The organism is Actinomadura barringtoniae (assembly GCF_017573505.1).
Lineage (GTDB): Bacteria > Actinomycetota > Actinomycetes > Streptosporangiales > Streptosporangiaceae > Spirillospora > Spirillospora barringtoniae.
Genome location: NZ_JAGEOJ010000031.1, coordinates 17,447 through 40,118, shown reverse-complemented (window position 1 = coordinate 40,118; position 22,672 = coordinate 17,447). Strand labels below are relative to the sequence as shown.

The 22,672-nt window shown below is 71.0% G+C and carries 21 protein-coding genes; 9 read left to right on the top strand and 12 right to left on the bottom strand.

The features are described from left to right. Positions 1–3: 3 nt before the first annotated feature. Positions 4–855 (bottom strand): SCO6745 family protein, encoded by an 852-nt coding sequence (locus J4573_RS48580; protein WP_208263248.1) that lies wholly within the window; start codon positions 853–855, stop codon positions 4–6. A 53-nt stretch (positions 856–908) separates the two neighbouring features. Between J4573_RS48580 and J4573_RS48575 the strand changes: the two genes are divergently transcribed. Continuing rightward, positions 909–2,339, top strand: coding sequence for an aminotransferase-like domain-containing protein (locus tag J4573_RS48575; protein ID WP_208263247.1), 1,431 nt, complete (start codon positions 909–911; stop codon positions 2,337–2,339). Positions 2,340–2,458: 119 nt separating this feature from the next. Further along, on the top strand, positions 2,459–4,165 hold the full coding sequence (locus J4573_RS48570; protein WP_208263246.1) for a serine/threonine protein kinase: 1,707 nt from the start codon (positions 2,459–2,461) through the stop codon (positions 4,163–4,165). Between the two features lie 7 nt (positions 4,166–4,172). On the opposite strand, the gene mctP is transcribed toward J4573_RS48570, so the two are convergent. Together mctP and J4573_RS48560 are read right to left on the bottom strand one after the other, a co-directional pair. After that, entirely contained in the window at positions 4,173–5,819 is a 1,647-nt protein-coding gene (gene mctP / locus J4573_RS48565; RefSeq protein ID WP_208263245.1) for a monocarboxylate uptake permease MctP, read from the bottom strand. Continuing rightward, complete coding sequence (locus J4573_RS48560; RefSeq protein ID WP_208263244.1) at positions 5,816–6,052, bottom strand: DUF3311 domain-containing protein; 237 nt, start codon at positions 6,050–6,052, stop codon at positions 5,816–5,818. Before J4573_RS48560 ends, mctP begins: the two co-directional genes overlap by 4 nt. 154 nt (positions 6,053–6,206) lie before the next feature. Here J4573_RS48560 and J4573_RS48555 point away from each other — a divergent pair, with 154 nt between their 5' ends. Further along, on the top strand, positions 6,207–7,157 hold the full coding sequence (locus J4573_RS48555; protein WP_243774816.1) for a TIGR03621 family F420-dependent LLM class oxidoreductase: 951 nt from the start codon (positions 6,207–6,209) through the stop codon (positions 7,155–7,157). Between the two features lie 13 nt (positions 7,158–7,170). Here J4573_RS48555 and J4573_RS48550 read toward each other — a convergent pair whose 3' ends face one another. From J4573_RS48550 to J4573_RS48535, 4 genes are all read right to left on the bottom strand, one after another. Next, complete coding sequence (locus J4573_RS48550) at positions 7,171–7,980, bottom strand: SAM-dependent methyltransferase (protein ID WP_307797508.1); 810 nt, start codon at positions 7,978–7,980, stop codon at positions 7,171–7,173. 153 nt (positions 7,981–8,133) lie between these two features. Next, positions 8,134–9,447, bottom strand: a complete 1,314-nt coding sequence (locus tag J4573_RS48545; protein WP_208263241.1) for a lysine N(6)-hydroxylase/L-ornithine N(5)-oxygenase family protein — start codon at positions 9,445–9,447, stop codon at positions 8,134–8,136. A 205-nt stretch (positions 9,448–9,652) separates the two neighbouring features. After that, positions 9,653–10,228, bottom strand: a complete 576-nt coding sequence (locus J4573_RS48540; protein WP_208263240.1) for an RlpA-like double-psi beta-barrel domain-containing protein — start codon at positions 10,226–10,228, stop codon at positions 9,653–9,655. Between the two features lie 154 nt (positions 10,229–10,382). Then, positions 10,383–11,036, bottom strand: coding sequence for an RlpA-like double-psi beta-barrel domain-containing protein (locus J4573_RS48535; protein WP_243774804.1), 654 nt, complete (start codon positions 11,034–11,036; stop codon positions 10,383–10,385). A 570-nt stretch (positions 11,037–11,606) separates the two neighbouring features. On the opposite strand from J4573_RS48535, the gene J4573_RS48530 reads away from it, so the two are divergent. Beyond that, the gene (locus J4573_RS48530) at positions 11,607–12,428 is read left to right on the top strand and encodes a patatin-like phospholipase family protein (RefSeq protein ID WP_208263238.1); all 822 of its coding nucleotides are present in this window, start codon (positions 11,607–11,609) and stop codon (positions 12,426–12,428) included. Then, a complete protein-coding gene (locus J4573_RS48525; protein ID WP_208263237.1) occupies positions 12,425–13,084 on the top strand; it encodes a pentapeptide repeat-containing protein in 660 nt (219 codons plus the stop codon). The genes J4573_RS48530 and J4573_RS48525 overlap by 4 nt, the downstream gene beginning before the upstream one ends. Positions 13,085–13,159: 75 nt before the next feature. Here the strand turns inward: J4573_RS48525 and J4573_RS48520 are convergent, their stop codons facing one another. The 3 genes from J4573_RS48520 to J4573_RS48510 form a co-directional block, all read right to left on the bottom strand. After that, the gene (locus J4573_RS48520; protein ID WP_208263236.1) at positions 13,160–13,480 is read right to left on the bottom strand and encodes a hypothetical protein; all 321 of its coding nucleotides are present in this window, start codon (positions 13,478–13,480) and stop codon (positions 13,160–13,162) included. 172 nt (positions 13,481–13,652) lie between these two features. Further along, positions 13,653–14,450 (bottom strand): siderophore-interacting protein, encoded by a 798-nt coding sequence (locus J4573_RS48515; RefSeq protein WP_208263235.1) that lies wholly within the window; start codon positions 14,448–14,450, stop codon positions 13,653–13,655. A gap of 52 nt (positions 14,451–14,502) precedes the next feature. Beyond that, complete coding sequence (locus tag J4573_RS48510) at positions 14,503–15,966, bottom strand: MFS transporter (RefSeq protein ID WP_208263234.1); 1,464 nt, start codon at positions 15,964–15,966, stop codon at positions 14,503–14,505. A 134-nt stretch (positions 15,967–16,100) separates the two neighbouring features. Here J4573_RS48510 and J4573_RS48505 point away from each other — a divergent pair, with 134 nt between their 5' ends. From J4573_RS48505 to J4573_RS48495, 3 genes are all read left to right on the top strand, one after another. Continuing rightward, positions 16,101–17,045, top strand: coding sequence for a LysR family transcriptional regulator (locus J4573_RS48505; protein WP_208263233.1), 945 nt, complete (start codon positions 16,101–16,103; stop codon positions 17,043–17,045). Between the two features lie 46 nt (positions 17,046–17,091). Continuing rightward, positions 17,092–18,240, top strand: a complete 1,149-nt coding sequence (locus J4573_RS48500) for a serine hydrolase domain-containing protein (RefSeq protein WP_208263232.1) — start codon at positions 17,092–17,094, stop codon at positions 18,238–18,240. Between the two features lie 103 nt (positions 18,241–18,343). Then, a complete protein-coding gene (locus tag J4573_RS48495) occupies positions 18,344–19,528 on the top strand; it encodes a low temperature requirement protein A (RefSeq protein ID WP_208263231.1) in 1,185 nt (394 codons plus the stop codon). Here J4573_RS48495 and J4573_RS48490 read toward each other — a convergent pair. Then, positions 19,515–19,922 carry a VOC family protein gene (locus J4573_RS48490; RefSeq protein WP_208263230.1) on the bottom strand — a complete coding sequence of 136 codons (408 nt, stop codon included), beginning with the start codon at positions 19,920–19,922 and terminating at the stop codon, positions 19,515–19,517. The two genes, J4573_RS48495 and J4573_RS48490, sit on opposite strands and share 14 nt — an antisense overlap. Positions 19,923–19,998: 76 nt before the next feature. Between J4573_RS48490 and J4573_RS48485 the strand changes: the two genes are divergently transcribed. After that, positions 19,999–21,102: a winged helix DNA-binding domain-containing protein gene (locus J4573_RS48485; protein WP_208263229.1), complete on the top strand. Its 1,104-nt coding sequence runs from the start codon at positions 19,999–20,001 to the stop codon at positions 21,100–21,102. Positions 21,103–21,120: 18 nt separating this feature from the next. On the opposite strand, the gene J4573_RS48480 is transcribed toward J4573_RS48485, so the two are convergent. Further along, positions 21,121–22,644 (bottom strand): long-chain-fatty-acid--CoA ligase, encoded by a 1,524-nt coding sequence (locus J4573_RS48480; protein ID WP_208263228.1) that lies wholly within the window; start codon positions 22,642–22,644, stop codon positions 21,121–21,123. Between the last annotated feature and the right edge of the window lie 28 nt (positions 22,645–22,672).

Below are 22,672 nucleotides of genomic sequence, written 5' to 3'. Positions count from 1 at the left end.
CTCCTAGGGGCGAGGGGCACCCATGGGGTTGGGGACGGGAATGAGGCCGGCGTCGACGAGGTGGCGGCTCAGCGGGCGGGCGATCTCGATCGCCTCCTCGGCGGCCGGGCCCAGGTGGGCGACAGGGCCCGCGGCCAGGCGGTCGGTGACGTCCTCGATCTCTCCGCGAAGCGCCTCGCCCTCTGAGGTGAGGTGGAAGTCGGGGGTGAGGAGGCCGCGCGCGGTGAGGGAACTGCGGGCCTGCTCCCACTCGTCGTCGGTCCAGCCCCGGCTGACCTGAACGAGCTCGCGCGTGACGGCACCGGCGGCGACATGGGTGACCCCTGCCTCCAGGCCGGTCAGCGAGGCGTGCGCGATGGCCATCGTGTGGCCGTCGCCGCGGTGCTCGCGCAGGATCGTCGCGGCGAGCCAGACCCTGCCGGTGGTCGAGGCTGGACGCGGAACGCCCGACCAGGCGGCGGCCAGGGCCCGGCCCTCGAACGCGCAGCCCTCGACGGCCTCTTCGAGCAGGTCGGCGAGGCGTTCCAGGTGCGGGGAGGGCGGAAGTGCGCGTTCGAGGGTCCGCTCGACCGCGTCCAGGCGTGTGCGGACCACCTGGTCAGGTGTGGCGTACGACCAGGCGTCGGGGATCGCGCGTTCCACCCGGGCGGGAGCGAAGACGAAGCAGAGCGCGTTCGCGACCTTGGGCGTCACGGCCCCGGCCGGGGCGAGCCGTCCGGCGAAGTAGGCCATCCAGAAGCCGCGCAGGCCCAGGTCGCGGTCGGCCTCGGCGACCTCGGGCGCGAAGTAGGCGACGGCGTGAACGGGCTCGATCGCCTCCCAGAAACTCCTGGTGAGGGCGGGGCTCGCGGTCATGAACAGCAGTATGGACGTTGCGCCGAGTAGCGGAACAGTGCCAATCTGGATAAATGGACCCCGATGTGAACTGGTGGGTACGGGTCGCGCTCGACGGCTGGGAGCGTCGCGAGGGCCCGCGGTACCGCCAGATCGCGGCGGCCATCGCGGACGCCATGGCGACCCGGCTGATCGACGCGGGCGACCGCCTGCCCGCCGAACGGCTGCTGGCCGACGCGCTCGGGGTGAGCCGGGGCACGACCGTCCGGGCGTACGAGGGCCTCGCCGAGGCCGGGCTCGTCGAACGGCGGCAGGGCGCGGGGACGTTCATCCGGCCTCGGCCCGCCTGGATGCACGCGCCCAAGGAGACCCCGGGGTCGGGACTGCTGCTGCGGCGGCTGTCGAGCGACGCCGACGTGATCAACCTGTCGCTGGGCGTTCCGGCCGGGACCGACCATCTGCCGCCGGTCGAGGGGCCGATTCTGGAATCGCTGGACGGCCTGGGGCGCGGGCTGGACGCGGCGGGCCTGCCCGAGCTGCGGCGGGCGCTGGCCGAATACCTGACCCGGCGGCTCGGCCTGCCGACCACGCCGGACATGCTGATCGTGACCTCGGGCGCCCAGAACGCGCTGTCGCTGATCACCGCCGCCCTGGTCGTTCCCGGACGGCCGGTGGTGGCGGGCTGCCCGGCCAACCCGGGCCTGGTCGGGGCCGTGGCCGCGCAGGGCAGCCGGGTCGTCGGCGTGCCGGTCGACTCCCACGGCGTCGACGTACGGGCGATCGAACGCGCGGCGGCGTCGGGTGCAGTGATCTACGTCGATCCGCCCGCGCACGACCCGACGGGCGCGGTGCTGAGCGCGGGGCGGCGGGCGTCGCTGCTCGAGGTGGCCAAGCGGCGCGAGGCCGTGGTCGTCGAGGACCTGTCACAGTCCGGGCTTGACCTGGGACGAGTGCGGGGGCGGGCCGTTCCGCTGGGCGCCGACGACGACTCGGTGGTCGTGGTCGGGTCGCTGTCGAAGATGTTCTGGGCCGGGCTGCGGGTCGGCTGGATCCGTTCGCCGCACCGGCTCTACGGGCACCTGCTGCGGCTCCGGACGGCCGCCGACCTGGCGCCGAGCGTTCCGTCGCAGCTGATCGCGGCCCGGCTGCTGCGCGCGGCGGACCGCGCGTGGCGGGACGAGCTGCGGGCCACGCTGAAGGAACGCCGGGACCTGCTGCTCGCGCTGATCGCCGAGAAGCTGCCGTCCTGGCACGTCGACCGGCCGCACGCGGGACTCTCGACGTGGGTGACGCTCCCGGTGGACGAGAGCGAGGACTTCGCGCACCTGGCCGCGACCCGGCACGGCGTGATCGCGGCGTCGGGCGTCACCGCGTGCGTGGACGGGCGTCACCTGAACGGACTGCGGCTCTCGTTCGCCGAGTCGCCGCAGACCGTGGAGGCGGCGGTGGACCGGCTCGCCGACGCGTGGGCGGAGTACACGCGCCGGCTCGCCTCGACCGCCTGAACGGCGCCCAGGTCCCCTCGGTGCTCCGCCGCTCCGCTGGTCCAAGGCGCCCGGGAATGCACCGATTCTGTATTAGGGTGATCACTCTCCCCTCGTGATCTTGCCTGGAGCCCACCCCTATGCCCGAGACGCCGCCGCTGCGCCCCGACGACCCGACCGTGGTAGGCCCGTACCGGCTGACCGGACGGCTCGGCATGGGCGGCCAGGGCGTGGTCTACCTCGGCTCCGGCCCCGACGGGATTCCCGTCGCGGTGAAGCTCCTTCGCGAGGAGATCGCCGCCGACCCGCGTGTCCGCGACCGGTTCATGAAGGAGATCGCCGCCGCGCGCCGCGTCGATCCGTTCTGCATCGCGCAGGTCCTGGACGCGTCGGTGGAGGGCACGCGCCCGTACGTGGTCACCGAGTACGTCGAGGGACCCTCGCTCCAGCAGGCCGGACCGCGCCAGGGCAGGGCCGCGGTCCTGCGGCTCGCCGTCGCCACCGCCTCGGCGCTGGCCGCGATCCACCAGGCCGGGATCGTCCATCGCGACTTCAAACCGTCCAACGTCCTCCTGGGCCAGGACGGCCCCCGCGTCATCGACTTCGGCATCGCGCGTGCGAGCGAGGCCCCGCTGACCGTCACCAGCGGCATCATCGGCACGCCCGCCTACATGGCCCCCGAGCAGTTCAACGGCGACGAGGTCGGTCCCCCGGCCGACGTCTTCGCCTGGGGCGTCGTCATGGTGTACGCGGCGACGGGCAGGCCCGCCTTCGGCGCCGACACGCTGCCGGCCATCATGAAGCGCGTCCTGTCGGACGACCCCGACCTCACCACGCTCCACGAGCCGCTGCGCTCGACCGTCGCCGCGTGCCTGGCCAAGGAACCTTCCCAACGACCGACCATGGAAGCCGTCCTGCTCCGCCTCCTGGGGTCGGAGTCCCCGGCGGCGACCGGCCCGCAAGCGGCCCGGACCCCGCAGCCACTCGCCGCACCACTTGCTTCACCGATCCCGGCTCCCCCTGGCCCGCTCAGCCAGCCCGCCCAGCCCGGTCAGCCCGCCCAGCCCGGTCAGCCCGCCCAGCCCGCCCAGCCCGTCCTGCCCGGCGCTCCCGCCATGCCCGGCCCGCCCGGCCCGCCCGTCATGCCGGGTCCGCTGCGTCCGGGACAGCCTCGGCAGCAGGGATCGGGGAAGAAGCCCGCTCTCATCCTGGGGGTCGGCGCGGCGGGCGCACTGATCGCGGCCACCGTCGCCGCGATCGTGTTGTGGACGCAGTTCGGAGGCGACCCCGACACCAAGGACTCGGCCGGTCGCGAGACAGCGGGGCTCTCCGGCAACAACCCGGGACGGCCTGGCGCACTGGGCAACCCTGCTCCGGGCACGGGCAAGACGGCCGGATCCCCGTCGGGAAAGCCTTCGCCCGGCGCGTCGAGCGGGTCCCCGAGCCCGGGCGACGGCCGGAGCCCCCGCCCGGGTAAGTCCTCCAATCCTGGCGGCAACGACCCCAAGCCGACGAAGCCTCCCTCCGGAGGAGGTGGAGGGAGCGCACGGATCGCCTACCTCAGGTCGGAAACGGTATCGATCCACTGGGACACCAAAAGAGCCTGCTTCGAAGACGGCGTGGTCGATATTTCGTACGGCTTCAACGGCTATGGCACGTCCAGCCCGAGGTTCGAATATCAGACCATCCTCGATGGCCGCGTCCGCGGTAGCCATAGCCGTACAGGCAACCCCAACTCCCTTTACTTGGGGACGACGATCAGCGCCAGTTCGGGCACGCATCGGTTCACCCTCGCCCTGCGTTCTCCCAGCAGCGAGCAGCGCAGCGTGACCGCGAAGGTCTGCTGATCCGGCATCAGCTCGATTCTCCGACGGTCGTGATTTTCCCAGGTCGGTCACCGGCGTCACCGGCGTCAGCGGCGTCAGCGGCGTCGGCGGTGTAGTCGTCCGGGCTGGTCTCGTCCTTGCCGTCGGGGACGTTCAGGACCCTGAGCGCGAAGGTCAGCACGACGACCACGGCGATGTTGAACACGAACGCCGTGAGCGCGATGTAGCCGGTGTGCCCGAGGCCCGGGATGTCGGCGAGCGGCGCGCCGAAGTGCTTCTGTGTCGGCGAGGAGGTGTTGTACGCCGTGACCGTGCCGTACGCCATGCCGACGGCCCAGCCGGCCAGCAGCGCCCAGCGGTGGAACCACCGGGTGAACAGGCCGATCGCGATCGCCGGGAACGTCTGCACGATCCAGATGCCGCCGAGCAGCTGCAGGTTGATGGCCAGCGACTTGTCGAAGCCGAGCACGAAGATCAGCGCGCCCACCTTCACCAGCAGCGACACCAGCTTGGAGACCCTGGTCTCCTCCTCCGGCGAGGCGTCCGGGCGCAGGAACGCGGTGTAGACGTTGCGCGTGAACAGGTTCGACGCGGCGATCGACATGATCGCGGCGGGCACGAGCGCGCCGATGCCGATGGCGGCGAACGCGATCCCGGCGAACCAGCTCGGGAACATGTGGTCGAACAGCAGCGGCACGGCCAGCTGCGGGTTCTTTGCGGCCTTGACGTCGGCGACGACGCCCGGGTTGGCCAGCGCCATGTAGCCGAGCAGGGCCAGCAGGCCGAGCAGCAGCGAGTAGGCCGGGAGCAGCGCCGCGTTCCGCTTGATGACACTGCGGCGGCCGGACGCCAGCGCGCCGGTCACCGTGTGCGGGTAGATGAACAGCGCGAGCGAGGAGCCGAGCGCGAGCGTCCCGTACGCCCAGCGCGTCATGTCGCCGGTGATCAGCGACCCGGCCGGCTTGCCGGTGGCCGGGTTGGGCTTGGCCAGCGCCGCGCCCGCCTTGTCGAAGATGCCGTCCCAGCCGCCCAGCTTGGTCGGGATGTAGAAGATCGCGACGAGGATGACCAGATAGATCAGCACGTCCTTGACGAAGGCGATCAGCGCGGGCGCGCGCAGGCCCGAGGTGTAGGTGTAGGCGGCCAGCAGCGCGAACGCGATGAACAGCGGCAGGTCGGCCTTGATCCCGGAGCCGGTGATGCCCATGACCGTGAGCACGGCCTGGATCCCGACGAGCTGCAGCGCGATGTAGGGCATCATCGCCAGGATTCCGGTGAGCGCGATCGCCAGGCCGAGCGATCTGGACCCGAACCGCCCGCGCACGAAGTCGGCGGCGGTCACGTAGCCGTGCCGGTTCGCGACCGACCACAGGCGCGGGCCGATCAGGAACACGATCGGGTAGGCGATCGCGCCGTAGGGCACCGACCAGAAGCCCATCGCGCCGCCCGCGAAGACCGCGGCGGGCACGGCGACGAAGGTGTAGGCGCTGTACAGGTCGCCGCCGAGCAGGAACCAGGTGACGAACGTGCCGAAGCTGCGCCCGCCAAGCCCCCACTCGTCCAGGTGCATGATGGTCTGCCCGCGGCGCCAGCGCGCGGCGGCGAAGCCGATCACCGTCACCACGGCGAAGAAGAAGATGAAGATGCCGAGCTCGACGCCATTCACGTCCTTCACTTGGCACCCCCCGCGTTCTTACGGCGCAGGAGCAGGTGCGCTCCCCCGATGCAGACCGCGGTGAGGACCACCCAGAGCAGCTGCCACCAGTAGAAGAACGGGAACCCGGCGAGCTTGGGGTCCTCCTTCTCATAGCTGGGAACGGCCAGATAGACGACGAAGGGGACGGCCAGCAGGACACCGGCGACGACCCGGTGCAGGACCGACGAGCGGGCGGGGGGTGAGGCGTTCATGGTCGTTCATCTTGGGAGGCCAGAGCGCCGAGCACCAGAGGTCAGCGCAAATCTGACTTTTCTGTAACCCGAAACCCAGCCTCGCCCGAACCTGATGTCGGATTCCTGCCAGCGTCGCAGCGAGCCCCGCGGCGAGAATCGGCAGGTGAGCGACATGAAGCCGTTCCGGTTCGGCGTGGTGGCCGAGTCGGGCGAGGCGGCGGAGACCCAGGGACTGATCGCGCTGGCCGGGCGGGCCGAGGAGCTCGGCTACGCGACCCTGACCCTGCGGGACCACTACGTGACCGAGCCGTTCGGCGACCAGCTCGCGCCGATGATCGCGCTGACCGCGGTGGCGTGCGCGACGCGGACGCTGCGGCTCGGCACGCTGGTGCTGGCCAACGACTACCGGCACCCGGTGATGCTGGCCAAGGAGGCCGCGACGCTCGACCAGGTGTCGGGCGGGCGTTTCGAGCTCGGGCTCGGCGCGGGCTGGCTCCGCGATGAGTACGAGCAGGCCGGGATGGCGTTCGACGCGGCCGGGATGCGCGTGGACCGGCTGGAGGAGGCGCTGGCGATCCTGCGGGGCATGCTCGGCGGGGAGAAGATCACGTTCTCCGGCGAGCACTACCGGCTGCGCGACCTGGAGGTCTTCCCGCGACCGCGGCGGCGGCCACCACTGCTGGTCGGCGCGGGCAGCCGGCGCATGCTCGGGATCGCCGGGCGGTACGCCGACGTCGCCGGGATCCTGCCTCGCGCGCTGCCGAACGGGACCATCTCCGACGAGATCTCCGAGCGGATGCCCGACACGATCGCCCGCAAGGCCCGCTGGGTGCGCGAGGCGGCCGCCGCCGAGGGGCGTGACGTGGAGCTCAGCATGATCGTCTCGCCGGCGTTCGGCGACGATCCGCGCCGTACCGCCGCCAAGGTCGCGGTGCTGCGCGGCTGGGGCACGGCCTCCGCCGAGCTGGTGCTGGACATGCCGTCGCAGTTCGTCGGCCCGCCCGAGCACATCGCCGAGCAGATGCTGGAGCGCCGCGAGCGCTACGGCTTCTCCTACTACGTGGTGGCCGACTCTGACATGGACGCGTTCGCGCCGGTGGTGGAGCTGCTGGCCGGACGCTGAGCCGTGCCGGTCGCTAGGGCTTGCGGGCGAGACCGCCGTACATGTGAACGTGGGCGTCGTCGACCGCGGCCGCCAGGTCGTCGGCGTGCCAGTGGTTGACCAGGACCACCCCGGGATCCAGGAGCTCCAGGCCGTCGAAGAACGCCTCGACCTGCTCCTTGCTGCGGGCGATGGTCGGGATGCCGCGGGCGTTGTAGGCCGCGACGCCGCCCGTGACCTCCTCGGGCGCGCTCTCGGCCGTGACGGTCGACAGGGCGAGGACGCTGCCGGGGGCGAGCGGCTCCATCAGCCGGTCGATCACGCCCTTGGCGACCTCGTCGTCGACGATGAACTGCAGCATCGCGATGACGCTGAGGGCCACCGGGCGGTCCAGGTCCAGGGTCTCGCGCAGCTCCCGCGAGTCCAGGATCTGCTTCGGGGCGCGGAAGTCGGCGTCCAGGTAGGTGGTCCTGCCCTCGGGCGTGCTGGTCAGCAGCGCCCGCGCGTGGATCAGCACGGTCGGGTCGTTGTCGACGTAGACGACCCGGGCGTCGGGCGCCGCCGCCTGCGCGACCTCGTGCAGGTTCGGCGAGGTCGGCAGGCCCGTCCCGATGTCCAGGAACTGCCGGAAACCCCGCTCGACCGCCAGATGACGGGTCACCCGGCGCATGAAGTGCCGGTTGGCCCGCATCGACTTGGGCAGGTTGACCCAGTCCTTGATGATCTCCTCGGCGGCGGCGCGATCGGCCGGATAGTTGTCCTTGCCACCCAGGAGATAGTCGTAGATCCGGGCCGAGTGCGGCGCATCGGTCCTCAGGTCGACGTCCTGTACCCCGTCCGCCACGTCACGGCCTCCGCTCCCGTACCCACCCGTACGTCCTGCGATCTTCTCTTTGCTAGGCATGTTAGGTACGGGTGCGGATCCAGTTACGGTAATTGCCGACATCGGTCACGATCGACACGCGGCGAACCAGGATCGATACGCCGCGAACCCGGATCAATGGAGGGAAACGGCCTCGGTCGCGCGCGGGTCGGTCTCGCGGTCCAGGATCGACTCCAGGATCTCCCCCGCCCGTACGGCGGCGTTGGACAGCAGCGACGAGGTGATGCCGTGCGTATGCTCGGTGCCGCCCTGAAGGTAGAGCCCGGCGGTCACGTTCGGCGCGGTCGCGATCCGGTAGTCGCGCTCGACCCGGGGCCGGCCCTGGTCGTCGCGCAGCACGTGGTCACCGACCGGGCCGAGCAGGCCGAGCGCGTCGAACGGCTCGTAGCCGGTGGCGCAGACGACGACGTCGGAGTCCAGGACGGTGCGTTCACCGGTCGGCAGGAACTCGTAGGTGGTGCGCGCGCCGCCGGGGACCTCGCGGACGTCCAGCACCCGGCAGGCGTTCAGCAGCCGCAGCCGCTCGTGGCCCAGCACCTTCTCCTGGTAGACGCGGCGGTAGAGCTCCTCGATCAGGTCCATGTCGACCACCGAGTAGTTGGTGCCGCGGTGGTAGGCGAAGAGCTGGTCCTTGACGTCCTCGGAGGCGCCGTGGAACAGGTCGACCGCCTCCGGGTCGAAGATCCGGTTGGCGAACGGGCTGTCGTCGGCGGGGCTGTAGCCGTACCGCGAGAACACCGAGCAGATCTCGGCGCCGGGATAGGTGCGGTGCAGGTAGTCGGCGACCTCGGCCGCGCTCTGCCCGGCCCCGATCACCGTCCAGCGCTGGGGTTCGGGCCCGGCGTACTCGGCGAGGTTGGTGAGCAGCGCCTGGTTGTGCCAGACCCGTTCGGACTGCTGGACGCCGGGCGGCATGACCGGCTGGAGGCCGCCGCTGATCACCAGGTTGCGGGCGCGCAGGACGTCCCCGCCGGCCACGGTGACCTCGACCTCGGCCGCCTCTCCGGACCCGTCGGTGCGGGCCTGGACGGCGATCGCCTCGTTGTCGTATCGCACCAGGTGGGAGACACGGTCGGCCGCCCACATGAAGTAGTCGTGGAACTCGGTGCGCGTCGGGAAGAACGTCTTGTGGTTGATGAAGTCGACCAGGCGGTCCTTGTCCTTCAGGTAGGACAGGAAGCCGAAGTCGCTGACCGGGTTGCGCATCGTGGCCAGGTCCTTGAGGAAGGACACCTGCATGGTCGCGCCCTCGATGAGCATCCCCCGGTGCCAGCCGAAGCGGGGCTGCCGCTCGACGAACACCGCGGTGAGGCGGTCGGCGGGGGCGGCCTGGGCGTTGTGCTCCTCCAGCGCGATGGCCAAGGCGAGGTTGGCGGGGCCGAAGCCGACGCCGACGAAGTCGTATGGCCGGTCTTGCTGCTGGGACACGGATGCTCCTTCGGCTACGAGTGACCACGAGACCCGTCCAAGTTAGGTAAACCTAAGCTTGGTTAGGCAAGCCTTAGCTAAGCATCACTCGATCAGCCGGTCAACGGCGGGTCGGCGTCCGCGGCGATCACGGACGAGGGAACGCCCCGACGGTCCGGAGACCATCGGGGCGTTCCCTGTCGGCGAGGTACCGCGGCCGGCCCTGTCAGCCCAGCGGCTGCGGCTCGCCCTTCACGCCGGGACCGCTGCCCCAGGAGATCACCTCGTAACGGACTCCCTTGAGATGACCTTCATCGGACCCGGCGTCGTACTTGCTCGCCGGCTGGCCGCCGTCGAGCAGGTGACGGAAGGTGTAGGTGTCCAGATCAAGCATCACGCCGCGGTGCGAGGGCTCGCCCGGGCCGCGGTCACCGACGAAGCCGGTGACGCTGCGGTCCTTGTAGGTCACCTTGACCTTGGTGCCGAGGGGCCAGCTCGGACTGGCGAACATGCCCTTCTGCATGGGCTTGCCGCTCGCGGGGGCGCCGGTGTCGCCGTTCACGCCCGAACCGTCGTCCCAGAAGTAGGACGAGGTGGTCGTGCCGGTCAGCACCGCCTTGGACTTCGCCTTGGCCGTGGACTTCGCCTTTTCCTTGGGCTGCGAGACGGCCGCGGCGTTCTGTGCGCTCTTACCGGCGTCAGCGGGCCCAGCACCGGCCATGGCCACCCCGATCGCCAGGCCGCCCGCGAGGGCGGCGCCGGTGATCGCGGTAAGGGCGGTGTTGAGTGCTCGCTTCTGCATGGGAATCCTTTGTTCGGCGTTGGAAAAGCGCCGTTTCACGCACAAGCCAGGGAGCGCGGGCGTGAGGGGGACAACGGCTTCGGAGGCATGGGCGCCTCGGAAAGAGGCGTGTCGCCTCAGGAAGGGAGGGGAGGGGGAATGGTGGGGAAAGGCCTTACATGGCCTGGGGCTCGCCGCGCGTACCGGCGCCGGTGCCCCACTTCAGGACCTCCCACTTGACGCCCTGCAGGTGACCCTCGCCGGTGCCGGCGTCGTAGTCGCTGTCGGGCTTCCCGCCGTCGAGCAGGTAGCGGAAGGTGTAGGTGTCCAGGTCGAGCATCACGCCGCTGGAGGACGGGGCGCCCGGACCGCGGTCGCCGACGAAGCCGGTGATGCTGCGGCCCTTGTAGGTGACCTTGACCTTGGTGCCGAGGGGCCAGGACGGGCTGGCGAACAGGCCCTTCTGCATCGGCTCCCCGCTCGCCGGAGCGCCGGTGTCGCCGTTGATGCCCGAACCGTCGTCCCAGAAGTAGGAGGCGGTGGTCTTGCCGGTGAGGATCGGCTGGGCGGCCTTCTTGGCGGCCTCGGCCTTCTTCTTGGCCTCTTCAGCCTTCTTGGCGGCCGCGGCCTTTTCCTTCTGCGCCTGAGCCTTCGCCTGCGCCTGCGCCTGCGCGGCCTGCTGCGCCTTGGCGTCGGTGGCCTGCTTCTGCGCGGCCATCATCGAAAGCTCGGTGGGGGTCTTCTTCTGCTTGGGAGCGTCGTCGTCATTCGCCAGCGCCACGCCGGCCACCAGGATTCCGGCGAGGCAACTGCCGGTAACCGTCGTCATGACGACATTCATCGCTCGCTTGTGCATGAGAGTCCTTTGTTCGGCTTGCAGGGGCATGCCGTTTCACGCCGGAACGAACTCCGGACGGACAGGAGAAACGGCCCCGAGGACAGAGCCCGGGAAGAAGCCGTCGCGAAAGAAACCCGGATCAGAAGGGCCCAAGGCATGGGGACCCGGTCCGCGTACCCTTAGGGCGACCGGTATGGCATCCGGTCATGGCGACGCGAACTCTGATGGGTTGAATGGTGCCGACCGGGGGCTCTCACAAGGCCCGCACGGGCGACCGTTGCATGGACGGCCGCAGGTCGGCTGAGGGGATCCCGCCTGGCGGGCGGGACGCGACGGCTGTTCGATTTGGCCAGGTCAATGGTTCTTTGACCTTGTCGTGGGATTGAGTATAGGCGCCATTACCATGGTTCGACCAAATCGCCCGTTTCTTTACCTTTTGTAAGGTAGATCCTTTTCCTGCGAGGCGAACGGAACGCCGATGGCGTCGGGGCTGAGGGCCTCTCGGCCTTCTTCCGCGAGCAAGGAAGATCGTTCTAGAGTGGGCCCCGAAAGGGGTGATCAATGGGCAAGGCGCTCGTGCTGGGCGGTGGCGGGCTCACCGGAATCGGCTGGGAGTGGGGCATCCTGTCGGGCCTCGCCGCGCACGGTGTGGACCTCACCGACGCGGACCTGGTGATCGGCACGTCGGCCGGGTCGGTCGTCGGCGCTCAGGTCGCCACCGGCGTGGATCTGGAGGAACGTTTCGCCTCACAGTTGGCGGCGCCCATCGGCGATCCGCGCGATCCACCGGCCCGTATGGGCAGGGCGGATCTGGCCCGTTCGGCCTGGGCGGTGCTCAGCACGCGCGAGCCGGACCGGCTCGGCGCGCGGCTCGGCCGGCTGGCGCTGGCCTCCCGTACGCCGCACCGCTCGACCATCCGGGCCCATCTGCCGGTCAGGGAGTGGCCGGTCACGCCCTTGCTGATCACGGCCGTGGACGCGGCCAGCGGCGAGCTCACCGTCTTCGACCGTGATCACGGCGTCTCGCTCCTGGACGCGGTGGGCGCGAGCTGCGCGGTCCCCGGCGTCTATCCGCCGGTGGCCGTCGACGGCCGCAGCTACATCGACGGCGGCGTGCGCTCGGCGACCAACGCCGACCTCGCACGGGGGCACGAACGCGTCGTGATCATCGCCCCGATCGCGGCCGGGTTCGGCGCGATCCGGCCGGTGGCGAGCCAGGCCGAGGCGCTGCGCGAGACCGGCTCACGGGTCCTGGTGATCTCCCCGCCGACCCGGTTCGGGCGTTCACTGGACCCGACGCGACGGGCCCCGGCAGCCCGCGCCGGGCGGGCCCAGGCCGCGGCCCTGGCGGAGTCGGCGGCGGTAGTGTGGTCCGCTCCATGACCAAGAAACAGAAGCTGGAAGACCTCCCGCACGCCGAATGGCTGACCCCGCACGACGGCCGCTGGGTCCCCGACGGCGATCACGACACCGTCCGCTTCGAGGCCGCCGAGGTCAGCGATCCCGACGCCACCGGCTCACGTTTCCTGGACTGCGCGTTCACCGGAACGGCCTTCGAGGGCGGCCGGCTGCGCGCGGCGCGGTTCATCGACGTGTGGGCGAACGAGGTCCGCTTCGTGGGCACGGACCTGGCCGAGACCGGCTGGCAGGACGCCGCGCTGATCGGCTCGATCCTCGCCGGGACCCGCGCCTTCGGCGCCAGGCTGACCCGCGTGACCTTCACGTCCTGCAAGCTGGACACGGTCAACCTGCGGGACGCGGTGCTGAACGACGTCACGTTCCAGGACTGCCTGCTGCGCGGCGTCGACTTCGGCGGCGCCAAGCTGACCCGCACGAGCTTCCCCGGCTCGCGGCTCACCCAGACCGTACTGGCGGGCGCCACGCTCGACCGGGTCGACCTGCGCGGCGCCGAACTGGGCATCACCATCGATCCCCAGACGATCCGCGGCGCGATCATCAGCCCGGCGCAGCTCCTGGACCTGGCCCCGCACCTCGCCGAGGCGCTGGGGATCAAGGTCGAAGAGCCGCCGCTCCCCTGACGACGTCGGGAACGACGTCCGGGAACGCAGCGCTATCGCCCGGAGCACGCGGCTCCGGGCGATGTCCCGCTCGCGTCAGCGCGTCGGGAAGCTCGTCGGCAGGAGTGGCCCCGTCGCGCCCGCGCCGACCGGGGCCGGTGGGGGTGGGAGGACGTGGGATCCGTCCGCCCTGCGGGGCTCCTGTGGCTGGGTGCGGCGCTCGCGGAGCAGCGCCATCAAGGCGCGCGCCGTTTCCGCGTCCATCCGCATCAGCACGCTGGGCTGCCCTGCCGGGTCGACGAACGGAGAGACCGTAGGCCCTCCGGCGCCGGGTGGCAGAGCCAGCCGCAGCTCTTCGCGGAGGTCGTGGGCAAGCCGCAGCGCCTGTCGGTCGCTGTCGCTCAAGTGTGCGGTCATCGCGATCTCCGGGGAGTTCACGTGCGGGGGTCCGGAGGCAATCCTGCTAGGAAATGGCGTGCAGGTGCAAGAGCCGATGCACGTGCAGATTGAGAAAGATCGCGCGTAACCAACCGGGCCCACGCTCGTTCAAGCGCTCGTCAGGGCGTTCGCGGGCCTCCCGTGGATCCGGTCAGTCCATGCCCCGGCGGCCGGGCGTCCAGAACGGCTTGACGACGACCGAACGTCGCGGCCACCCGCGATCGCGGACCAGATGCGCCCGTACGGCCTGGACCGTACGCGCCTCACCTGCGACGTAAGCGATCCCGGGCTCGTCCGGGAGGTCCAGCGAGCGGACGGATTCGACCAGCGTCGCGGAGTCCGCGGCGGGCGCCTCGCCCCGGAAACTCCACGAGACCTCGCCCGGCAGCGCCAGTCGATCTTGCTCGGTGGCCACCTCCAGAACGGCGTAGGAGCGTTCTGGAGGGCGAGAGTGTTCTTGATCACGTTGCGCAGCGGACCGGGCACCGGGCGTTGATCTTTCACCGTCTTCTTCGCCGTGGAGGGCGCGCAGCATGGCCCCGAACGGCACCGAGGCGGTCTCCTCGCCGACGAACAGGTGGTACGGAGCGGGCCTGCGCAGCGTGAGCCCGCCCTCGGGCCGGCCGAAGACGATCTCGTCGCCGGCACCGAGCCCGCGGGCCCAGCGGGCACCGGGCCCGTCGCCGTGGTCCAGCACGCGCAGTTCGAGCGTCCCGGCCGGGTCGTAGTCCCAGATGGAGTAGGTGCGCAGCACGTCGCCCGGGTGAAGCCAGGCCTGCGGCGTGCGCAGGTCGTTCACGTGGACGCGGACGTGCTGCCCGGGCTCCCAGGAGAGCCCGGGCACCTCCCCCACGCGGATCTGCCACATCCGGCCATCGAGCTCCACCGACTCCGCCCGCCCCCGGACGGAGATCAGGTCGAGCAGCCGGTCGCGCACTCCTGGGGCCATGCCACACCTCCATTTGCGATATATCTCGTTCGACGGCAGACACGATATATCGTCAGTTATCGCTTCGGAAGCCCGTCACGACAATGACCGCTCCGAGCAGGACGACCGCCGCGACGACGCGGTAGCCCATGGACATGGCGTCGGTGAAGGCGTCCAGCACGGCGGCGCGGTCGCGGGTCATGGCGAGGGCCTGCCCGACCGACTGCACGTGGCCAGGCAGGGCGTCGGCGAAGCGGCTGGTCAGAATCGTTCCGAAGACCGCGACGCCGAGGGCGCTGCCGATCTCGCGGGACGCGCTGTTGAGCCCGGAGCCCAGGCCCGACTGGGCGTGCGGCAGGGCGGACATGACCCCGACGGACAGGCACGGCAGGCACAGGCCCATGCCGGCCGACATCACGACCAGGATCGCGGCGTACAGGTAATAGGGAGTGCTCGCGTCGACCAGCGACAGCAGCCCGAGGCCTACGGCGAGGACGGCCATGCCGACCGCGACCACCGTGCGGGTGCCGAAGTGCCCGGCCAGCCCGATGCTCCGCTTGGAGACCACGACCATGCCGACCACCAGGGGCGCGATCGCGACGCCGGTCAGCAGCGGCGAGTAGCCCTTGGCGTACTGCAGGTACTGGGCGTTGACGAAGAACAGCGCGAAGAGGCCGAAGAAGGCCAGCCCGACGCCGAGCACGCCGCCGCGCAACCTCGACAGCGCGAAGATCCTCGGGTCGAGCAGCGGGTGCGCGGCGCGGAGCGCGTAGCCGACGAACGCGGCCAGCAGAAGCACGGCGACGGCGAACCCGCCGAGGACGCGGGCCGACGACCAGCCGTACGACGAGCCCTCGATGATCCCGAAGAGCAGCGCGAAGAGCGCCAGGGTGAGCAGGGCCGCGCCGATCAGGTCGAGTGCGGCGTCGTGCCGTTCGCCGCGCGGGGCGACCCGGGCGACCAGCACCGCGAGCACGACCGCGATGGCGGCTCCGGCACCGAACAGCCACTGCCAGGCCAGCCACTGCAGGACCGCTCCCCCGCCAACGTTGCCGACGGCGCCCGCGATGCCGGTGGCGGCGGTCCAGGTGGCGATCGCCTGCGGCTTGCGTTCGGGCTCGGTCACCTGGAGCAGCAGCGACAGTGTCGCCGGCATGATCAGCGCGGCTCCGACGCCCGTGATGAGGCGCCCTGCCACCAGGACCGGGACCGTCGGGGCGACGACCGACAGCAGGCAACCGGCGGCGAACACCGCGAGGCCGCTCAGCAGCACGCCCTTACGGCCGAACCGGTCGCCGAGCGCGCCGGCCGGGATGAGCAGGCAGCCGAAGACCAGGACGTAGGCGTCCACGATCCACAGCAGCTGGGTGGAGGAGGGGGTGAGGTCGCTGGCGGCGAGCTTGGGCAGGGCGAGGTTGATCGAGGCGACCATGGCCACGACCAGGACGACGCACGCCGACATGAGCGGCGTCATGCCGCGCCTTCGCCGGTGATCGGGACCGATGGAGGGCGCGCTGCGGACAGCGTTCAACGTCATGGGAGTCCTTAAGAAGGAGTGAAAGGAGTGGAAGGAGTGAGAAGAGAGCTGCGCGCGCCGGCTCCGTTGCATCCAACGTAAGGTGAGGGTGACTTGCTTTCAAATGCATCTTTTGCAGGTGAGGAGTGCGTCTGGTGCAATCCAGACTGGACCTGAACCTCCTGGTGGCGCTGGACGCCCTGCTGGAGGAGGGCAGCGTGACGGGCGCGGCCGACCGCCTGCACCTGTCGGGGCCCGCGATGAGCCGCACGCTCGGCCGGATCCGCAAGGCGCTCGGCGACCCGGTGCTCGTCCGGTCGGGACGCGCGATGGTGCCGACGCCGCGCGCGCTGGCGATCCGCGGCGAGGTGCACGAGCTCGTTCAGCGGGCCGGGGCGCTGTTCTCGGCCGACGACGATCTGGACCCGCGGGCGCTCACCGGCTCGTTCAGCATCCAGGCGGAGGAGGCCACCGTCGCGGTGATCGGCGGTCCGCTGCTGGAACGCTTCGCGCGCGAGGCTCCCGGCATGACACTGCGGTTCCTCGGTGAGGGGCCGCGCGACACCGGGGCGCTGCGGCGCGACACCGTCGACCTGGAGATCGGCGTGATCAACGACCAGGGGCCCGAGACGCGGGTCGAGCCGATCATGGACGACCGTACCGACATCATCGTCCGGCCGGGCCATCCGCTGACCCGGGGCGAGCTGAGCCTCGACGACTGGATCTCCGCGCCGCAGTTCACGTTCACGCGGCGGGGGCGGCTGCGCGGGCCGATCGACGAGATGCTGGAGGGAATGGGCAGGTCGCGCCGTCTCGTCGGGACGGTGCCGACGATCACGACGTCGTTGTTCGTCGTGCTGACCACCGACCTGCTGGGGTTCGCGGCGCGGCGCTTCCACCGGCCGCTGATCGACCGGCTCGGCCTGGTGTCCTTTCCCGTCCCGCTGGACCTGCCGCCGATCAAGTTCGCGCTCGGCTGGCACGCCCGGTACGAGGCCGACGCCGCGCACGCCTGGCTGCGGCGTTGCGTCCGCGAGGCGATCGCCGACGTGATCGGCGACGGCTCGGGCGAGTCCGTGGACGGGCACGCGGAGGAGTAACGTCTGCCAGCAGAATGACGTTCGGAATCTTGGATCGGGGTGGCTGGTGGCTGGGCAAGGTGTCGACGGCACGATCGACCCGGCGTTCGCGGCGGTACGGGAGGCGTTCGCCGACAACTTCGCCGAGCGGGGCGAGCGCGGCGCGGCCGTCACCGTCGTGGTGGGCGGGCGTACGGTCGTCGACCTGTGGGGTGGTGAGGCGGCCGCGGGCCGCGCCTGGGCGCCGGACACCCTGGTCAACTTCTTCTCGGTCGGCAAGGGCCTGACGGGACTGCTGGCGGCCGGGCTCGCCGGGAAGGGCCGCCTGGAGATGGACGCGCCGGTCGCCCGCTACTGGCCCGAGTTCGGCGCGGCGGGCAAGGCGGACGTGACCGTACGGCAGGTGTTCTCGCATCAGGCGGGGCTCCCGGCCCTGCGGCGGCGGATGCCCGCGGGCGCGATGCTGGACTGGAACGCGATGACGGCGGCGCTGGCGGCCGAGGAGCCGTGGTGGCAGCCCGGCGACGGCCACGGCTACCACGTCAACACGTTCGGCTTCCTGGCGGGCGAGATCATCCGGCGCGCCACGGGTTCGAGCGTGGGGACCCTGCTGCGCGAGGAGATCGCGGGGCCGCTGGGCGTGGACGTCCACATCGGGCTGCCCGCCGCCGAGCATCACCGGGTCGCCGAGTTCGAGTGGACGGAGGCGCCGCCGGAGACCGACCGGTGGGGTGAGCTCACCGAAGATCAACTCATGGAGTACAACGCGTACTTCAACCCGGGCGGCTTCTCGGGCATGGGCGTCATCAACTCGGCGGCCTGGCGTGAGGCGGAGATCCCGTCCACGAACGGGCACGGGACCGCGCGGGGCGTGGCGCGGATCTACGCGGCGCTGGTGGCGGGCGGCGTCTCGGACGACGGGGTGCGGATCGTCTCGGAGAACGCGCTGGCCGACGCGATCGTCGAGCAGTCGGTGGGCGAGGACCGGGTCCTGCACCGGCCGTCGCGCTTCGGCAGCGGCTTCCAGCTGACCCAGCCCGAACGGCCCCTCGGCCCCAATCCGCGCTCGTACGGGCACTTCGGCGCGGGCGGCTCGCTCGGCTTCTGCGACCCCGACACCGGCATGGCGTTCGGCTACGTGATGAACGAGATGGGGCCGCGCTGGCAGAACCCGCGCAACAAGGCGCTCGTCGACGCCGTCTACTCCTGCCTGTAGAACCGCCGTCCACGCCTGCCTGTAGCGACGCCGTCCACGCCTGGATGTGGAACCGCCCAGGTCACGTGATCGCGAATGGTGATCGTCGTCATACGATGCGTCCATGACTGAGCGGCCCGTCATCACGGCCCTGCCCTGGCGGCGCGACATGCGGCCCCGGGACCCGGAGGAGACCCACCGGGTCTCCACGCCCCTGGAGCTGTTCTTCGACCTGTGCTTCGTCGTCGCGGTCGGAGCGAACGCCTCGAACCTGGAGGAAGCGCTCGCTGAAGGACATTTCGGGAGCGGGACGGTGAGCTTCCTGCTGGTGTTCTTCTCGATCTGGTGGGCCTGGATGACCTTCTCCTGGTTCGCCTCCGCGTACGACCCCGACGACGCTCCCTACCGGCTGGCGACGATGGTCGTGATGGCCGGCGTGCTGATCCTGGCGGCGGGCGTGCCGCAGGCCTTCGACGACCGCGACTTCCGGGTGGTCTTCCTGGGGTACGCGGTGATGCGGGTCGCGCTGGAGTCACAGCGGATCCGGGCCTCCCGCTATGACGAGGAACGGCGCGCCTCCCTGATGCGGTTCGTCATCGGCGAGACCGGCTGCATGATGATCTGGGCGGTGGCCGTCTTCGCCGCACCGGAGGGGTGGCGGCTCGCGGTCTGGCTGCTCGCCGCCGCGGCGGAGCTCGCCGTGCCGGTGTGGGCGGAGAAGGCCGCGCACATCCCCTGGCACCCGCACCACATCGCCGAACGGTACGGGCTGTTCACGATCATCGTGCTGGGCGAATCCGTACTGTCGGCGGCCAACACCATCCGCGACAGCGTCGGCGGCGAGGGCGCGCTCGACCTCGCCCTGGTCGCGGCGGGCGGGCTGGTGACGGTCTTCGCGATGTGGTGGGTCTACTTCTCGCTGTCCTCGGCCGGGCTGCTGACGCGGTTCCGGGTGGCGATGGTGTGGGGGTACGGCCACTACGTGATCCTCGCCTCGGGGGCGGCGGTCGGCGCCGGGATCGCCGTCAACGCCGCCAAGGCCACCCACCACGCGCACATCTCCACGACGGCCGCCGGGCTCGCGGTGGCGATCCCGGTGTTCTGCTACTTCGTGGTCGTGTGGTGGCTGGTGGTCCGCCCGCACGGCGCGGACGCCCCGCACGCGTGGGGCATGCCGCTCCTGGCGGTGCTCGCGCTCGCGGCCTGTTTCACACCGCAGCCGGTGCTGGTGATCGGCCTGCTCATGGCGGCGCAGATCATGTGGAGCATCCTCGCCCACGGCGGGAAGGCCGAAGTCAGTCGCGCTTGATGGTGACCTCGCCGTCCGGGGAGACGCTGAAGCCCGGGTTGTAGGCGATCTCCCAGCGGAAGCCTGCCGGGTCGGCGAAGTAGCCGTGGAACCCGCCGTACGGGGCGGGCCGGGGCACCTTGAGCACGGTCGCGCCGGCGCGCTCGGCCCGCGCGACGACCTCGACGACCTCCTCTTCGCCGTCCACGTTCTGGGCGAGGGTCATCGGGCTCGGCCCAGGGCTCGTGTCGGCGTCGGCGAACAGGCCGAGCAGCAGGCCCGGCCCTATCTGGATGAAGACGATCTCGTCCTCGACCTCGTACGACGGTTCCCAGCCGAGCCCCTCCACGTAGAAGCGCCGGGCCGCCGCGAGATCGGGAACGCCCAGGGTGATGAGATTGATCCGCGGTCGCATCGTCGGCTCCTGCCATTAATGTCTCGCCTACAGGGTCATACCCTGATCGGCTCGTGTCCTCGCAGAAGGCGTACTGATGACTGAGACCCTCACGCTCCGGGCGCTGAACCGCGCCACGCTGGCGCGGCAACTACTGCTCGAGCGCGCGGACGTTCCGGTGCCCGAGGCGGTCGAGCGGCTGTGCGGCCTGCAGGCGCAGGAGCCCAAGCCGCCGTTCCTGGGGTTGTGGACGCGGCTGGAGGGGTTCGAGGTCGCGGATCTGCTCGGCGCCGTACGCGATCGGGCCCTGGTGCGGGCCACGATGATGCGCGGCACGCTGCACCTGATGTCGGCGCCGGACTACCTCGCGTTGCGCGCGCCGCTGCAGCCCATCCTGAACGGCGGCCTGCGGGTGCTGGGCAATCGCGCGGAGGGGCTGGACCTCGACAAGGTGCTCCCGGCCGCGCGGGCTCTGCTGAACGAGAAGCCGCGCACGTTCAACGAGATCCGGGCACTGCTGCAGGAGGAGTTCCCGGAGGTCAACGACCGCGCGCTGGGTTTCGCCGTACGGATGTGCCTGCCGCTGGTGATGGTCCCGACCGAGGATCGCTGGGGCTTCCCGAGGACGTCGGAGTTCACGCTGGCCGAGTCGTGGCTGGGCGACGCGCCGGCGCCCGCCCCCGCGGACTCACCGGACGCGCTGGTGCTGCGCTATCTGGCTGCGTTCGGGCCTGCCAGTGCCGCCGACGCGCAGGAGTGGTCGGGGTTCGCCAAGCTCGGTGAGGTGCTGGAGCGGCTGCGTCCTCAGCTGCGGGTGTTCAGCGACGAGAAGGGACGCGAGCTGTTCGACCTGCCCGACGCGCCCCAGCCGGACGAGGACACCCCGGCGCCCGCCCGCTTCCTGCCGGAGTTCGACAACCTGGTGCTCGCGCACGCCGACCGTACGCGGATCATCGCCGCCGAGCACCGGCCCTCGCTCACCACCAAGAACCTGCGCGTGCGTTCCACGTTCCTGTGGGACGGGTTCGCCGCCGGGCTGTGGGAGATGGAACGCAAGCGCAAGGTCGCGACGCTGCGCCTGCTCCCGTTCGGCAAGCTGACCAAGCGCGCGCTGAACGAACTGACCGCCGAGGGCGAGCGGCTGCTGCGCTTCGCCGAGCCCGACGCCGCCGAGCACGTGGTGACCACCGCCGAAGCCTGACGGACGAGGCGGCGGGACTCAGGCGATCGAGCGGTCGAGTCCGTCCCAGTAGGGGGCGCGCAGGTCCTTCTTGAGGATCTTGCCGCTGGGGTTGCGCGGCAGGGCGTCCACGAAGTCGACCGAGCGGGGCCGCTTGAAGCCCGCGAGGCGTCCCTTGGCGAACTCCAGGATGTCCTCTTCGGTCGGCTCGGTGCCGGGACGGCGGACCACGACGGCCTTCACGGTCTCGCCCCACCGCTCGTCCGGCACGCCGATCACCGCGACGTCGGCGATCCCCGGATGGGAGGCCAGGACCTCCTCGACCTCGATCGGGTACACGTTCTCCGCACCCGTGACGATCATGTCCTTGATCCGGTCGGTGAGGAACAGGTAGCCCTCGGCGTCCACGTAGCCCGCGTCGCCGGTGCGCAGCCAGCCGTCGCCGGCCTGGAGCTTCTCGGTGTCGGCGGGCCGGTTCCAGTAGCCGGGGGTGTTCTGGGAGGACCGGATCAGGATCTCGCCGACCTCGCCCGGCGCGCGCTCCTCGCCGGTCGCCGGGTCGACCGCCTTGATCTCCACCCAGTCGTACGGGCGGCCCGCCGAGCGCATCAGGTGAGCGCGCGGCCCCTCGGGGTCGTGGTCCTCGGGCTCGAGCTGGACGATGGCGCCGGTCGTCTCGGTCATCCCGTACAGCTGGAACAGCGGCGCGCGGAACGTGTCCAGCGACCGCCGCAGCACCTCGCTCGTGATCGGCGACGCGCCGTAGGTGATGGCGCGCAGGGCCGAGTAGTCGCGGTCGGCGGCGCCGGGCACCTGGCACATGAACTGCAGCACGGCCGGGACGATGAACGCGTTGGTGATCCGTTCCCGCTCGAAGGTGTCCACCAGCGCGGCGGGGTCGATGTCGCGGATCAGCACGATGTGGCAGCCCGCGTACAGCCCGGCGAGCGCCCAGCCGCTGCCGCCGATGTGGAACAGCGGCATCGGCACCGCGGTGACCGACGACTCGTCCAGCCGCCACCGGGCCGCCATCCGCTCCCCCACCGCGAAGTTGACGTTGGTGAGCTGGACGCCCTTGGGGAGACCGGTCGTGCCGGAGGTGTAGAGCTGCACGACGACGTCGTCCGGCTCGCCGCTGAAGCCCGGGTCGTCGGCGGGCCACGCCGCCACCCACTTCTCGTAGTCGGGCCCGGTGAGGATCACGCGACCCGGCAGCTCGGCGGCGATCTCGGCGAACTCGGTGTCGACGACCGTGATCGCGGCCTGCGCGTCGCCCACGACGCCGCCGATCTCGGCGGACGTCAGCCGCCAGTTGACCGGGGTCACGACCGCCCCGATCTTGGCCGCGCCGAACATCAGCTCGAAGAACTCGGGGGCGTTCTTGCCCAGGTAGCCGACGCGCGAGCCGCGTCCGAGGCCGGTCGCCAGCAGCGCCTGCGCTATCCGGCTCGACCGATCGTCCAGGTCGGAGTAGGTCAGTGTCCTGCCGTCGCCGGTGATGGCGGGCGAGCCGCCCCGTGCGCGAGCATGGTCTCGGACGATCGAAACGACCCGGTAGTCCATTCCGGCCCCCTCCGGCGGCTTACGGTGG